General features: G+C 65.4%; 10 protein-coding genes. 3 read left to right on the plus strand and 7 right to left on the minus strand.

What is annotated here, in order from left to right:
• Window positions 1-6 precede the first annotated feature (6 nt).
• The 4 genes from U1738_RS08230 to U1738_RS08245 form a co-directional block, all read right to left on the minus strand.
• Window positions 7-1,398, minus strand: a complete 1,392-nt coding sequence (locus U1738_RS08230) for an efflux transporter outer membrane subunit (protein ID WP_332788549.1) — start codon at window positions 1,396-1,398, stop codon at window positions 7-9.
• A complete protein-coding gene (locus tag U1738_RS08235; RefSeq protein WP_332788550.1) occupies window positions 1,395-2,540 on the minus strand; it encodes an HlyD family secretion protein in 1,146 nt (381 codons plus the stop codon). The genes U1738_RS08230 and U1738_RS08235 overlap by 4 nt, the downstream gene beginning before the upstream one ends.
• Window positions 2,537-4,189, minus strand: a complete 1,653-nt coding sequence (locus U1738_RS08240; RefSeq protein WP_332788551.1) for an MFS transporter — start codon at window positions 4,187-4,189, stop codon at window positions 2,537-2,539. Before U1738_RS08240 ends, U1738_RS08235 begins: the two co-directional genes overlap by 4 nt.
• 235 nt (window positions 4,190-4,424) lie before the next feature.
• Entirely contained in the window at window positions 4,425-5,534 is a 1,110-nt protein-coding gene (locus U1738_RS08245) for an alpha/beta fold hydrolase (RefSeq protein ID WP_332788552.1), read from the minus strand.
• Between the two features lie 559 nt (window positions 5,535-6,093).
• On the opposite strand from U1738_RS08245, the gene U1738_RS08250 reads away from it, so the two are divergent.
• Entirely contained in the window at window positions 6,094-6,795 is a 702-nt protein-coding gene (locus U1738_RS08250; RefSeq protein WP_332788553.1) for a hypothetical protein, read from the plus strand.
• A 175-nt stretch (window positions 6,796-6,970) separates the two neighbouring features.
• On the opposite strand, the gene treA is transcribed toward U1738_RS08250, so the two are convergent.
• Window positions 6,971-8,446 carry an alpha,alpha-trehalase TreA gene (treA, locus tag U1738_RS08255; protein ID WP_332788554.1) on the minus strand — a complete coding sequence of 492 codons (1,476 nt, stop codon included), beginning with the start codon at window positions 8,444-8,446 and terminating at the stop codon, window positions 6,971-6,973.
• Window positions 8,443-9,708, minus strand: coding sequence for an MFS transporter (locus U1738_RS08260; RefSeq protein ID WP_332788555.1), 1,266 nt, complete (start codon window positions 9,706-9,708; stop codon window positions 8,443-8,445). Before U1738_RS08260 ends, treA begins: the two co-directional genes overlap by 4 nt.
• Window positions 9,709-9,900: 192 nt before the next feature.
• Here U1738_RS08260 and U1738_RS08265 point away from each other — a divergent pair, with 192 nt between their 5' ends.
• Window positions 9,901-10,947 carry a LacI family DNA-binding transcriptional regulator gene (locus U1738_RS08265; protein ID WP_332788556.1) on the plus strand — a complete coding sequence of 349 codons (1,047 nt, stop codon included), beginning with the start codon at window positions 9,901-9,903 and terminating at the stop codon, window positions 10,945-10,947.
• A 17-nt stretch (window positions 10,948-10,964) separates the two neighbouring features.
• Here the strand turns inward: U1738_RS08265 and U1738_RS08270 are convergent, their stop codons facing one another.
• Complete coding sequence (locus U1738_RS08270) at window positions 10,965-13,271, minus strand: glycoside hydrolase family 3 N-terminal domain-containing protein (RefSeq protein WP_332788557.1); 2,307 nt, start codon at window positions 13,269-13,271, stop codon at window positions 10,965-10,967.
• A 156-nt stretch (window positions 13,272-13,427) separates the two neighbouring features.
• Between U1738_RS08270 and U1738_RS08275 the strand changes: the two genes are divergently transcribed.
• Entirely contained in the window at window positions 13,428-14,117 is a 690-nt protein-coding gene (locus U1738_RS08275; RefSeq protein WP_332788558.1) for a TonB-dependent receptor plug domain-containing protein, read from the plus strand.
• Window positions 14,118-14,214 lie beyond the last annotated feature (97 nt).

Raw genomic sequence — 14,214 nt, forward strand, 5'->3', positions numbered from 1 at the left:
CTCCGGCTAATGAATTCGATTTCCGGTGATTTCGTCCGCCGTCCAACCGCCGCCCATCGCCTGATATAAGGCGACGTAATTGGTCAGCCGGTCGGTCCGCGTCTGGACCAGCGTAAGTTCGGCAGTGAGTAGGCTGCGCTGTGCGTCGAGTTGCTCGAGATATGCGGAATAACCGGCGCGGTAGCGGTTGGAGGCATTCTGCAACGCCCCGCGCGCGGCTTCGGTCTGGAGCGCGAGAGCCGTTGCCTGCTGCTGGATGCGGCGGACCCCGGCGAGTGCGTCGTCCACTTCGCGGAATGCGGTCAAGGCCGTGCGGCGGTAGGCGAACGCGGCCTGATCGCGTCGCGCGGTCGCCGCGCGTTCTTGCGCGCGCAAGCGACCGCCATCGAAAATCGGCGCGAGAATGCTGCCGCCGAGCGAGAACACCCCGACCGGGTTGGCGAGCGCGGTCGACAGAACCAACCCGACCGATCCGGTCAACGACACGTTGGGCAGCATCGCCGCGCGCTGGCTGTCGAGCGATCGGTCGGCGGCGACCAGGGTCTGCTCGGCCTGGTAGAGGTCTGGCCGGCGACGGAGTAGATAGGCGGGCAGACCATCGGGGATCGGCGCCGATGCGAGGCGATCGAGCGCCAATCCGCGCTGGATTGCATCGGGTGCGCGCCCGGTCAGCACGGACAATGCATTTTCCTGCCGAGTGATCGCCAGTTCGGCGGCGGGAACGAGCTGCGCGGTCGCATTGTATTCGGCCTGCGCTTGGCGATATTCGAGGCGCGAGGAATAGCCGGTCTCGAATCGCCGTCGCGCGATGCGCTGCGCATCTTCGCGCGAGGCGAGCGTCGCTCTGGCAATAGCGAGCCGCTGGTCGAGCGCACGCAGCGTGATGTAGCCCGACGCCGTGCTCGCAGCGGTGGCGAGGCGCACGGTGTCGCGAGCCCCTTCGCTCGCCAGCAATTGAGCGCGCGCCGCTCGGCTGGCAAGGCGCAGGCGACCGAACAGGTCGAGATCATAGCTCGCGCTGAGCGACGGTTGCGCGCCGATCGCCTGGCTCGGCGTGCCGAACGGGCTGAGCGTCTGGCCTTGCGTCTCGGGCACCGTGCCGCCGATCTGCGGCAACAGCTGCGCGCGCGACAGCGCCTCCGTCGCGCGCGCTTCCTCGACGCGTGCGGCGGCGGTCTGGATATCGACATTGGCTGCGAGCGCCCGCTCGACCAGCGCGCTTAACACGGGGTCGCCGAACGCCTGCCACCAGTCCACCTGCACAGGACCGCCGGTGGGAAGCTGCGTCCGCCAAGCGGGCGGCGGCACGACGGCGGATGAAGGCGGCGCGACCGCGCGTTTGCCCGGTAGAATACATCCGCCCAATGCGAGCGTCACGAGGAACGCGAAGCGCTTCACCGCAGCGCCGGGCCGTTCGCGGTATCGACGCGCGCCTGTACCGACATGCCGGGGCGCAGCCGTGCGGCCAGCGTCTGGCCGGGGTCGATCCGGATACGTACCGCGATCCGCTGCGGCACCTTGGTAAAGTTGCCGGTCGAATTGTCCGACTTCAGCACTGCAAACTCGCTGCCGGCGGCGGGCGAGATGCGCTCGATGCGGCCGGTAAGCCGCGCATTGCCCAGCGCATCGACGGTGAAGCTGGCGGGCTGGCCGACCGCGATACGCGAGGTCTGCGCTTCCTTGAAATTGGCGATGACCCACACCTCGGCGGGGACGAGGAACATCAGTTGCGACCCCGCCGTGACATATTGCCCGACCCGCACGCCGACTTCGCTCAGCCGCCCGCCCTCGGGCGCTCGAATAATCGTGTTGGCGAGGTCGATCTTCGCCAACCGCAGTGCCGCCTCCGCACCGGACACGCCCGCCTGCTGCCCGCCGCGCCCGACCTCGACCGTGCGGATATCCTGCCGCGCGATCTCGCGCGCGGCCTTCGCCTGCGCGACCCCTGCTTGCGCCTGCCGCAATGCCGCGAGCGTCTGGTCGCGCTCGCGCAGGGAGACCGAGCCGTCCGTCACGAGATCATCGACGCGGTTCATGTCGGCTTGCGCGCGCAACAGCTGAGCAGCGGCATTCTGCACCGCTGCATCCTGCGCCTGCAGGCTGGCGGCGCGGCTCGCTGCTTGCTGGCGGCTGTTGGCGAGTGTCGCTTGCTGGCCCGAGAGCGCGGCCTGCGCCTGATCGACGCGCTGCGCGTAGATGCGCTGGTCGATCTCGACCAGCGGCTGGCGTTGCGTCACTGTCTCGAAATCGCGCACCGCGACGCGCGTGACATAGCCCGACACTTGCGGCGCGATCACCGTCACGCGCCCGCGGACATAGGCGTTGTCGGTCGATTCGTTCGCCGATGTGAAGGGCCAAATCCGCCATGCCGCCAGCACGGCGAGCATTCCCGCGAGTGCCAGCAGCACGACGACGATTACCGCCGGGGATGAAAGCGACGGCGGCATCCAGCCCGAATCCACCGGCGCAGCCGGCGCGGTCTCGGCAAGACGCTCTTCGGTTACGGGCGTGGCGGACAAGGGGGAGCGGGCGTCGGTCATGCACGGGCCTCTCGCCGCTCACGGATGGTGCGGCGCACCAAGAGAAAGGCGAGATAGGCGAAGGTCAGGCCGCTGAGCAATGCGATCAGACGGAATGTGTCGTCATAGGCGAGCACGTTGGCCTCGCGCGTCGCGACTTGCGACAGCAGCGCTCCGCCTTCGGCTTGGCGCAGGGCGGGATCGCCGACGACGCGTGTCACCCCCGCCGCGCCTGCCGCGAGCCGCGCCTGCACCAGCGGATCCGTCGGATCGATGGTTTGCACGATCGCCGCGCTGTTCGCCTTCTCCCGCACCGTTTGATAGGTGCCGAGCAGCGCCGCGCCGCCCAGCCCGCCAATCGAATTGACGATGCCGAACAGCGCAATGAAGCTGATGATGTGCCCGGTCCCCGCCGCCAGTGCGCGCGTCATACCGAACAGCAAGGCTGGTCCGAGAAAGAAAGCGGCGGAAAACGCGATCAGAGCTTGCGTCACATACAGTTGCGGCGCGCGGGTCAGGCTGGTCGAGTGCGAGTCGACGAACGCGGCGACGGCGACCAGCCCGATCGCCAGCATGATCGGATGCGTCAGGCGTTTCACGTCGATCGTGATCGCGCTGGCGGCGACGCCGATGACGGTCGCGGCGAAGATGATGAGGAAGAACACGATCAACTGGTCGTTATTCTGTCCGAGCACGGTGAGCAACCCGACCGCGCCATAGGTCTGTTCCGACAGTACGATCCGCGCCATCACCGTGACGATCGCGAAGCGCACGATGTCCGCGCTGGCCAGCCAGCGCGTGTTGAGCAGCGGGTTGGCGCGGCCATGCTCGATCGCGAGTGCCGCCACCAGCATCGGGATCGCCGCGAGCAGCGCCCAGCCGATCCACGCGCTTTCGGTCCACCAAACAATCCGCCCGAGGCCGAGCACGGCGGCAAAGAGCGCCATCGATCCGGCAAACAAGGGGAAGGTCACGAAATCGAGCTTCTCGAACGCCTTGACCCGGACCGTCGGCGGCAAGCGGAAGGCAAGCACGGCGGCAAGGCTCAGCGTCGCCAGCCCAAGCTCGAACAGGTAAAGCGTGCGCCACTGGCTCATCGCCAGCAATTCGGGCGAGAACAGGCGTGCCAGTGGCGTCGCGCATTGTGGAATGCCGATGCCGACCACAACCGCACGCAACCGCCATTCCGCCGGAAAGGCCTGCATCAGATAATAGAGCGCGAGGCTGCTAAGCGGCGCGCCCGCCATCCCGCTTGCCGCGCGTACCAGCACCGCCGACGAGAAATCCTGCACCAGCAGATGCGCGAAGGTGAAAAGCACGTAGAGCGCTAGGAAGATGATCGCGAACGGCCTCAGCCCGAATTGCTGGCGGAACTTGATGAGCAGCAGATTGATGCTGACATTGGTCATCACATAGACCGTCGGCAGCCACGCAATCTCCGCCGGATCAAGCCCCAGCGCCCCGCCGAGCGACACAGTGTTCGCTGAAATCAGCGCGTTGCCAAACCCGCCGGTCAGGCCAACGAGGATGCCGATCAATGCGTAGGCGATGCGGCGCCGACGGGGGTGTGCCGGCGAACCAGGCGAACCGGGCATTGTCGGTACTTCGTGCGGCGCGAAAGCCCACTCCTCCTCGGCCAGGAATTTGCGAACGCGTTCGACGATTGTCATGGCGATCGATATCGCAGAGCGGCAGACCAACTGCACCGTTTTTTGTGTGTATATTCCGGTTATTGCGTCACTCAGACCCACAAAGCGAAATTCGGAGCACTCTTTAAGCCCCCAGCTTCGGCTGTCCGTCCATGTTGGTCTATAAGGCGGTGATCCCGCCGACATGGCCTGCGGCTTTCCAGAAAAGGATGGTTAATGGGTGGTGGGCGGTCGCACGTTTGCAACACGGCCGACATCATCGGGTTGGAGCGTCGCCCGCCCGCTCCGCGATTGGGCGGGCGTATTGGAGCAGCGAGACCAAGACCTTTCCAGGCTCTTCGCTCATCACCTCGTGGGCGGAGTTTTCGAACCAAACGAACCGTTTGTGCGGTGCCCGGACGCGCTCGAACCATTCGTGCGCTAGCCCTGAATTCACGGTGAGGTCGTGACGACCCTCCAAGAGTATCAGGGGACACTTCAGGTCCGTGATCTTGCTGAGGTCGAGGCTCACGATCGCGCTGAACAGAAATTTCTGGGAATAGTCATTGCCGTCCCAGATCCGCGGTGCTTCTTCATCGGTATAGTCTGGTGAAAGGCGCGCCGCTATCCCGTCGCTCTGCTCGTTTCGATAGGCCATCGCGCCGCCGAAGAAGTCCGACCATTTCCGCTCCACGGCAATGTCCTTTAGCAGGATAGGCTTGCCCGGAGAGGCATAGGGCGCGATCGCCTCGAGTTCAGCTACGGCGGTCCGGTTTCCTGCGGCCCTGGCAGCCGCAAGCGTAGCGGCGAAGCCGCGCCGCTCGCTCTCGGGTGAATTGGTGGCCTGACCCGTGCCAATATACGCGTGCAGCCATTCGGGCCGTCGGCGGGCTAGTTCCAGCCCGATGTAGCTTCCCCAGGAATGGCCAAGGACGAACACCTTATTCTTGTGTAGGTCGCTGCGAAGCCACGCCACCAGTTCCTCGGCGTCATCGATAATGCGTTCCGGCTTCATGGTGGGAGCGACCGCATCTGGATCGTTCAACAGGTAGGTCTTGCCCGATCCTCGCTGATCCCATTCTACGACGGTGAAGTATTCTTCCAGCGCCCGGGTGTTCCACCAGGCAAGCGGAGCTTCCGGAAAACCGGGGCCGCCATGCAGTATAAGAAGGACGGGATTTCGGCGGTCAGCTCCGCGAATGGTAACGAATTGCCTGATACCACCGATCCGTATCGCCTCGGCCCGCTCGATCCCATTTGGGGTGACGATACGGCGCAGTTCTCGAATGACTGCTGTGGCCTCTGACCGGTTCCTTGGCCTCGGTTGCTCGGTCTGCGTTGCGGTTGATGCGACGAGCGCAAGGGCGATAGCGAGGTGCGGCAACATGATGAACTCCATCAACTCAGTCGTGAAGAGCTGTAAACTGGGCGCGGACAGTATGCCTTTGCGATCCGCTCGCGAACAAACCTGACCTGTTCGACAACCGGCACCAGAGGAAGCGGCACCAGCTCGTAGCCCAAACCAGAACAGGCATCGACCATTGCGGGGGTTTTGGGTCCAAAATGGGTTCCTTTGCGAAAGGAATGTTGGCGTATTGCCGACACAACACGCCAAAGTAACAGCTCGATGCTGGCATTCCTGATCGTGAACGTGGAGCGAGACAGCCGCCCCGCCAGTCGCGTTAGCCGCGGTCTGAGCGGACCGCTTGCCCGAAACCTGTTTCCCCAATGCACTTTCTCGAAATTCACCGGCGAATATGTAAGAGCGGGAAAGATCCGTCACCTCGATTGACTAGTCCGGGCCCTGGAAACTCGCCCCACTTTCAATCATCTATGTTGGTTACAACGCTGCTCAGCACGAAATATTTGTCCAGGATCGCCCGCCTCGACATGACGGCCGCCGGACCTAATACCTCAAGGACTGCCTAAAACCCGGAGCGCAAGCCATGTTTAAGATCGACCCGTCCCGCGCGATTGGCACCTATGCGGCCGTCATGACCGCGGTTGCCGCTTACATCGTTCTGGGTGCCGCAACCGCCCCTCGCGCGAAGTTCGACACAATCGACGTGCGGCGGATTAATGTTCGCGAGGACGACGGCACCCTTCGGATGATCATCGCCGGACGCGACCATATCGGCGGCATCGTCATCGGAAATCGGGAATATCCGCATCCGAACCGCACGGAGGCCGGCATGATTTTCTTCAACGACGAGGGCGCAGAGAATGGCGGTTTGGTGTTCAATGGCAAAGTCGTCGCCGGCAAGCCCGTCAACGCCGGGAGCCTGACGTTCGATCGCTGGCACCAAGATCAGACCATACAGATGACGTCGGAGGAGGACGGTACGGTCCGCCACGCGGGCTTCATCGTCAATGATCGACCCGATCAGCCGATGCGCTTCGATCAAATTGGCGCGTTGGAGGCTATGAAGGCCGGCCCGGTGAAAGACGCTGCGGTTCGCGACGCCCAAATGATTGGCACGCAGCGGGTGTACCTTGGCAGCAACATCGATCGTAGTGTCGAACTGTCGCTTCGCGATGCTCAAGGGAGAAAGCGCCTCGTGTTTCGTGTTGAGCCAGCCGGTGCCGCGTCAGTTACCTTCCTCGACGACAAAGGTCACGAGATCAGTCGCATCGCTCCAAGCAACTGACGCTGAGACCCATTTTCCGCCATTCGGGGCGGCTTCCGCGAACCCCAACATCGGACATTTGTTCATGTTGTTTAAGGACACTTCCCGGCAGCGTAGAGGAAGCATTGGAGCGCTCGCGGAGCCTACCGCCGCACGTCGCATTGTCATCATGCCCCTGTCGCAGGTGCATTTGGGTTCAAAGCATCTTCAGGGTGACGCCGTTGGTCCAGCCAAAACCGGTCGCCACGAGATATTCGCCGCCTCCGCCGGCTACCCCGGCCTCGACATCGTATTTCTCGAACAATTGCCCGGTCGCACGATACTGGCCCTCGACCATCGCCAGCCACCGCGCGGTGATCGCCGCCGCCAGCGTATCGAGCCCGTAGCGGGCCAGGCCCGCGACGGCGATCCATTGCAACGGCGCCCAGCCGTTGGGCGCATCCCATTGCTGGCCGGTGGTAACATTGGTGGTGCTCAGGCCACCGGGCGCGAGCAGGGTCTCCAGCGCGTCCGCAGTGCGCCCGGCGCGCCCGGCATCGGCGATCCCGGCGAACAGCGGAAACGCCATCGCCGCGCTCTTTCGGTCGCATGGCCGTCCGAGATCGAGATCGTGATCGGCATAATATCCGCCCGCATCGTACCAAAGATGCGTTGCGATTGCCCCGCGGCGCGCCGTCGCGCGCGCCGAGAAGGCCGCCGCCGCAACGGAGTCGCCGGCCGCAGCATGTAGATCGGCAATGGCGCTTTCCAGGCCGTGCATCAGGCTGTTGAGATCGACCGGCACGATCCGCGTCGTGCGAATTGTGGCCAGCGTCCGGCCGTCACCCAGCCAGCGCGAACTGAAATCCCAGCCGCTTTCCGCCGCCGCCCGCAGATCGCGCCACACCTCGCCCGCCGGACGATCCGGTACCTCGCGCGCTAGCTCGACATCCTCGATCCAGGATTCGTCGCGCGGCAGGGCGCAATCGTCCCAATAGCGGTTGAGCAGCGCGCCATCGCCCAGCCGGACGACGCGGGCATGGTCTTCGCCGGGCGCGATCCCGTCCTCGCCCGCCATCCAGTATCGATGCTCAGCCAGCATCCAGCCGAGCCGCCGCCCCCGGCCCGCCTCACTGTCGTCCTGCGACAGGCCGGCCATCAGGTAGAAGAACGGCGGATGCGATCGGCTGAGATAATAGCTCCGCGTACCGTTGGGAATATGGCCGTAGCGATCGATCAGGCTGCCGAAATCCGCGATCATGTCCTCGACCAGATCCTGCCGGCCCGACCGCTTCAGGCCCAGCATCGTGAAATAGCTGTCCCAATAATAAAGTTCGCGGAAGCGCCCGCCGGGCACGACATAGCGACGCGGCAGCGTCAGTGCCGACGATCCGGCGGGAACGGTTATTGTCTCGCGCGTCAGATCGTCCCACAAGGCGTGGATATGCTCGGTCAGCGGCAGGCTGTCGGGCCGCGGCGTGTCGTAATGCGAAGGCAGCTCGAAATTGCGCGCCACGAACGCCCGCAAGGCGGCGTCGTCCAGACCGGCATCGGCGTGCCAATCGGCCATGATCGCCGCGACGGCGCGCAGCGGCACGACATCGGCGAACGTCTTGGAATCGGCGAACAGCCGCCGCTCCTGCACCGCGACGAACAGGCTGCCGAACAGTTCGGACGGGATCGGCAAGGTCACGCCGCCACGCCCTTGCCCAGCGTCTTGCGGATCCAGCCCAGCGCGATCGCGATCAGCGCGAGCGGCAGCAGCGCGAAGTAGAAGGCGATCTGCCCGGAGACGTGCTGGAACAACAGCCCGGTCAGGAACGACCCGATCGTCCCGCCGAGCGCGGAGAACACCACGATCATGCCGATCATCGCGGCATGGCGGTGCCGGGGCAGCGCACTCAGCACGATCGAGCACAAAGTGGGATAGATCGGCGCCAGAAACACGCCGAGCAGCGGGAACAGGAATGCCGCGACCGGCGCGGTCGTCCAGGTCACGTCGGGCCGCGCGACCAGACCGCGCGTCGCCGGCAGCGTCGCGACGATCAGCAGCGCCACGCACGCCAGACAGCCCAGCAGCACCGGCAACCAGTCGAACCGGCGCAGCACCAGCCCCGACACCAGCCGCCCGAACGCCAGCGCGCCGACGAAGATGCTCGACATCTGTACGCTCATCGCCGGCGGCAGGTGCAGCACCTCGTTGTTGAAGGTCGGCAGCCACGTGCCGACGCTCTGTTCGAGCAGCACATAGCAGAAGATTCCGGCCAGGAACGCGACCGTCGCGGGCAAGGCGGCGAGCGACAGCATCTCGCGCCACCCGCTCGGCTGATCGGTTTCGCTCACGATCGCGGCGGATTCGTCCAGCGGCGTCGTCCACCACAACAGGCTGGCCAGGGCACAAAGGCTGGCCAGCGCCCAATAGACGTGCAGCCAGTCGCTGCCGGTCGCATCCGATCCGACGAACCAGCCGAACAGCCACACGCCGGCAAGCAGGCCGACCATGAACACACCCTCGATGATACCGGTGATGCTGGCATGGTCCGCGGGATCGCGCGCCAGCAGACCGATCGCGGCATAGGTCGAGACCTTGGCGATGCCGAAGCACAGGCCGGTCGCGACGAACAGCAATTGCATCGCCACGAACGCGTGCGCGAACGATGCGCCGACACAGACGAGCGCAATCACCGCCAACACCCCGATCAGCGCGCGGCGATACCCGAATGCCGGAATGCGCGTGGCGAGGAAGAAGGACGCGACGACGACCGACAGATCCTTGCACGCCTCCAGCGTCGAACCGGCGGGCTTGCTCGCGTCGAAATGGCGGATCGATTGCAGGATCACCACGCCGACGCTGTTCATCAATATGCCGAGCAGGGCATAGGTCAGCCCGAGCGCGATCAGGACGCGCAGCCGGGTCGATCCGGTCACGCCGGGGGTTCCGATCTCATCGGCCATGATCACGCAATCCCCTTCCCGATCGCAAGGTCGTCCTGCCGCCCCGCGCAATATCGGCTATGCGCTAATGAAATGCTTTTCAACCCGACTTTGCGCGGTGTGATGGCGATAGCTGGCACCGGGGCCGCTCGCCCGGTGCGCGCTTCTGACCGTGGGTTGCTACGGATGCGGTTGCCGCTTACGACCGATAGCATGAGCGACGACGACGCAAAGCAGAACCGCTCGACGCGCCGTGGCGCTGCAACACCTCTCACGATGCACGATATCGCCCGGCTGGCGAATGTCTCCACACCCACCGTATCGCGCGTCCTGAACGGCAGCTTGTTGGTGGCCGCCGAGACCCGCGACCGCGTGCTCGAAGTGGCGAGCGCACACGGCTATGCCGTCAACCGCAACGCCCAGAAGCTGCGTAATCGCCGGACGAACACGATCGCGGTGATGCTCGATTTCGGATCGCATCGGCACGGCGCGATCGGCGATCCGTTCATTTTCGAACTGCTCGCCGGCGTTTCCGAGGCCCTGTCGATCCGCAATCAGGATCTGTTGCTGTCGCCGCCCGGACTGGAAACGGCGCACGACTTCCGCAATTTCTTCCGCGCTCGCGCCGCCGACGGTTTCATTGTGCTCGGGCAAGGCACGCGCGACGCGATGCTGCGCAAGCTGGCGCGGGAAAACCTGCCGCTCGTTTTGTGGGGCGCGGTGGCAGCGGACGCACCCTATTGTGCGGTGGGCAGCGACAATCTCTCGGGCGGCACGCTGGCCGGCCGTCATTTCCTGACGAACAAGCGCAAGCGCTGGCTGTTCGTCGGCGACATACAGCACGAGGAATTGCGGCTGCGCTACGAAGGTCTGCAGCAGGCTGCGATCGGCCATGGCGACGTCACGATCGAATTGCTGCCGATCGCCTCCATGGCCTTCACCGCGACGGCGGAGGCGGTGGCGGCGTATCTCGCAACGTCGGCGGCCCATCCGGATGCGGTGTTCGCCTTTTCGGACACGGCGGCGATGGCCGCGCTGGGATCCTTCCGCGTGATCGGCTTGTCGGCCCCTAAGGATTTTTCGCTGGTCGGTTACAACAACATTCCTCCGGCCGCCCATTTCCATCCGGCGATCACGACGATCGATCAGAAGACCGATCTCGCAGGCGCTCTGCTGGTCGAGAAACTCATGCAGAAGATCGATGGCGGTCGCCCGCTTTCCGTGATGCTGCCGACGGGTATCGTGCTGCGCGAAACCTGATTTCGCAACTGCCGATGTCAGACCGCCTCGAACCGCGTCGCAAGCTGTTGCCGTCCGCCCATGAACACCATCAGGTCGAACAGGCCCGGCTCGACGCGCCAGTGCCGGTCGGCCGCCACGATGGCAAGGTCGTCATACGCGATTGAAAGGTCGAGCGTGCCGGTCGCCCCGGCATCGAGCGCGATCCGGCCGAACGCCTTCATCTGGCGCGCTGGCCTGCTCCGGCTGGCCACGCGGGCGTGCACGTCGATCTCGACCAGGGTCTCACCGCGCCGCTTGCCCCGGTTGTGGACCGTCACACGGATCGGCAAGGTGCCGCCGCGCGCCACCTGCGGCGCAACGATCGTATCGGAAAGCTCGAACCGCGTATATCCCATGCCGCTGCCGAACGGATAGAGCGCGCGATCGGGCGCGTCGCGCCAGTGGCTGCGTCCCGGCTGCATCGGGTCGCCGTCCGGCGCAGGCCGGCCGGTGCTGCGCCGGTCGTAGGACCAGGGTTGCTGCCCGGTGGCGAGCGGGAAGCTGACCGGCAAACGCCCGGTCGGCTCGCGGAGGCCGAACAGGATATCGGCCACGGCGGGGCCGGTCTGCTCGCCCAGAAACCAGGTCGCGAGCAAGGCCGGCGCATCGCGCACCGCCCCCTCCAGCGCCAAGGCACGGCCGTGACGCAACAGTATGACGACCGGCGTGCCCGTGGCGGCGACCGCTTCGGCCAGCGCCTGTTGCTCGGGCGGCACGACGATCGCGGTGCGGCTATTGCCCTCGCCGGACATGTCGCCCGCTTCGCCGATCGCGAGCAGCACGATATCGGCGGCGCGCGCCGCCGCGACCGCGCGCTCGATCCCGCCGGGCAACGCATCGAGGATGCCGCTGCCCGCTTCGACCAAAAGGCGCGCCGGATCCGCCAGCCGGCCACGGATGCCGGTGGCGAGATCGATCCCGTCCTTGGCATCGCCCGCGAACGACCACGGCCCGTTGAGATTCGCCCGGTCCGCCCCGAACGGCCCGATCAACGCCAGCCGCTTGCCCGCCCGGGGCAAGGGCAGCAGATCGCCATCGTTGCGCAACAATACGATCGATCGGGTCGCGACTTCGCGGGCCGTCGCCTTAATCGCCGGCGTAGCGGTGCGGCGCGTCTCCGCAGTCGAATCGAGCGAACGGAACGGATCGTCGAACAGCCCCAGCGCATCCTTTAGCGCCAGCACGCGGCGCACCGCCTGATCGACGGCGGCGATCGGCACGCGCCCGGCCGCGACCAGCCCCGGCAGATGGCGGTTGTAGAGGCCGCTCTGCATCGACACGTCGATCCCGGCGAGCAACGCCAGCCGCGCCGCGTCGGCCTCGTCGCTGGCAACGCCATGCGCGATCAGTTCGCGGTCGGCATCGTAATCCGACACGCAGACGCCGGTGAAGCCCAGTTCGCCACGCATGATGTCGGTCAAAAGCCAGCGGTTGGCAGTAGCCGGTACGCCGTTCAGATCAGTAAACGAGGCGATCGTGGTCCGCGCGCCGGCATCGAACGCCGCACGGAACGGCGGCAGGAACGTCTCGCGCAACTCGGAATCGCTGATATCGACCGCGGCATATTCCATCCCGCCGCGCACCGCGCCGTACGCGGCGAAATGTTTCGGCGTCGCCAACAGGCTGTCGGCCCGTCTCAGGTCGCCGCCCTGAAAACCGCGCACCCGCGCCGCCGCGAGCAACCGGTTGAGCAGCACGTCCTCGCCCGCGCCCTCCGCCACCCGGCCCCAGCGCTGGTCGCGCGCGACATCGACGACCGGCGCGAACGTCCAGTGCAGCCCGCCCGCGCTCGTTTCCTCCGCCACCGCACGCGCCGCGCGCTCGGACAGTGCGGGATCGAACGCGGCGGCCTCGGCCAGCGGGATCGGGAAGATCGTGCGGCAACCGTGGATCACATCGGCGGCGAAGATCAGTGGGATCCCGAGGCGGCTCGCCAGTGCCGCTTGCTGCGCCCGGCGTGCGCCTGCCACCCCGTACCCATTGAACAGCATGCCGATGCGCCCGGCGCGGATATCGGCCAGCATCGCTGTGGCACCGCGCGGATCGACCACCGGATTGAACACCGCGCCGACCGGCCTGATCTCGTCGTTGAAACAACTGAGCTGGCCGGCTTTCTCCTCGATCGTCATGCGATCGATCAGCGCATCGATCCGCTTCGCGGCGGCAAACGACGGTGCCGGCAGCGCCGCCACTGCCGCGAGGCGGGCGATCCAGCTCAGCGCGCCACGACGATCCAGGCACCACGCGGCGGGCGAAGTTTCGTTGTCGATGCCGTCCTCCTCACTTCGCCCGGGCGTTCGCACCCGGCAGCTTTCACCCCCTATTGCCCGCGTGTTGCACGCGCGCAACAGCCGTCGCCAATTTCGCTTGAAAATTGCAGAAAAGCATTTCATGAATTCGTTCCGAGGCCTAAGCGACGGTCCAAGCCAGCACTCTGGCAGTTGATGTGGGGAGGATTTATGCGTTTTTCCGTTCGTGCCGGCGTCCGCGTCGCATTGCTGGCCAGCGTCGCCGCCGTCCCGCTATCGTCCGCCATCGCGCAGACCGCTCCGGTCGCGCAGCAGGATCCGTCAGCTGAGCCAGCACCCGTCGCCGACGATGCCGACGAGACGCAGAACATCATCGTCACCGGCCAGACGACGCGCAATCGTCCGCTGATCACCGCCTCGGCCGATATCACCCTGGCCAACCGCGCGGATATCGATCGCAAGGCGCCGCGCTCGACCGCAGATATGCTCGAACTGGTTCCCGGCATCTTCGTCGAGGGCACGGCAGGCGCTATCTCGAACAATTATTCGGTTCGCGGCCTGCAGGGCGGCGGTCAGCGCTTCGTACAGTTGGAAGAGGACGGCATGCCGATCCTGTACAGCGGTGGCGGTGCCGATTTCTTCTTCGATCAGGATTTGACCATCGACCGTCTCGAAGCGGTCAAGGGCGGATCGTCCGGCGTGCTGACCGTCAACGGCGCAGGTGCGACGATCAACTTCATCTCCAAGCGGCCGAACTTCACGCGCGCCGAGGGCATGGCGCGCGTCACCGCCTATAATTACGGGCTTAAGCGCGGCGACTTCTATTATTCGCAGCCGCTTAGCGATCATCTGGCCTTCAACGTCGGCGGCTACATCCAGTCTAGGGTCAGGACCCATTGATGTAAGCGTCGCGATCTGATTCAGGCTCTGCGAGGAGACTGGGCATGAGCGACCTATATTGGCTGACGGACGAGCAGATGGCGCGGCTGGAGCCGTA

It is taken from the genome of Parasphingomonas caseinilytica (assembly GCF_036663755.1).
Lineage (GTDB): Bacteria > Pseudomonadota > Alphaproteobacteria > Sphingomonadales > Sphingomonadaceae > Sphingomonas.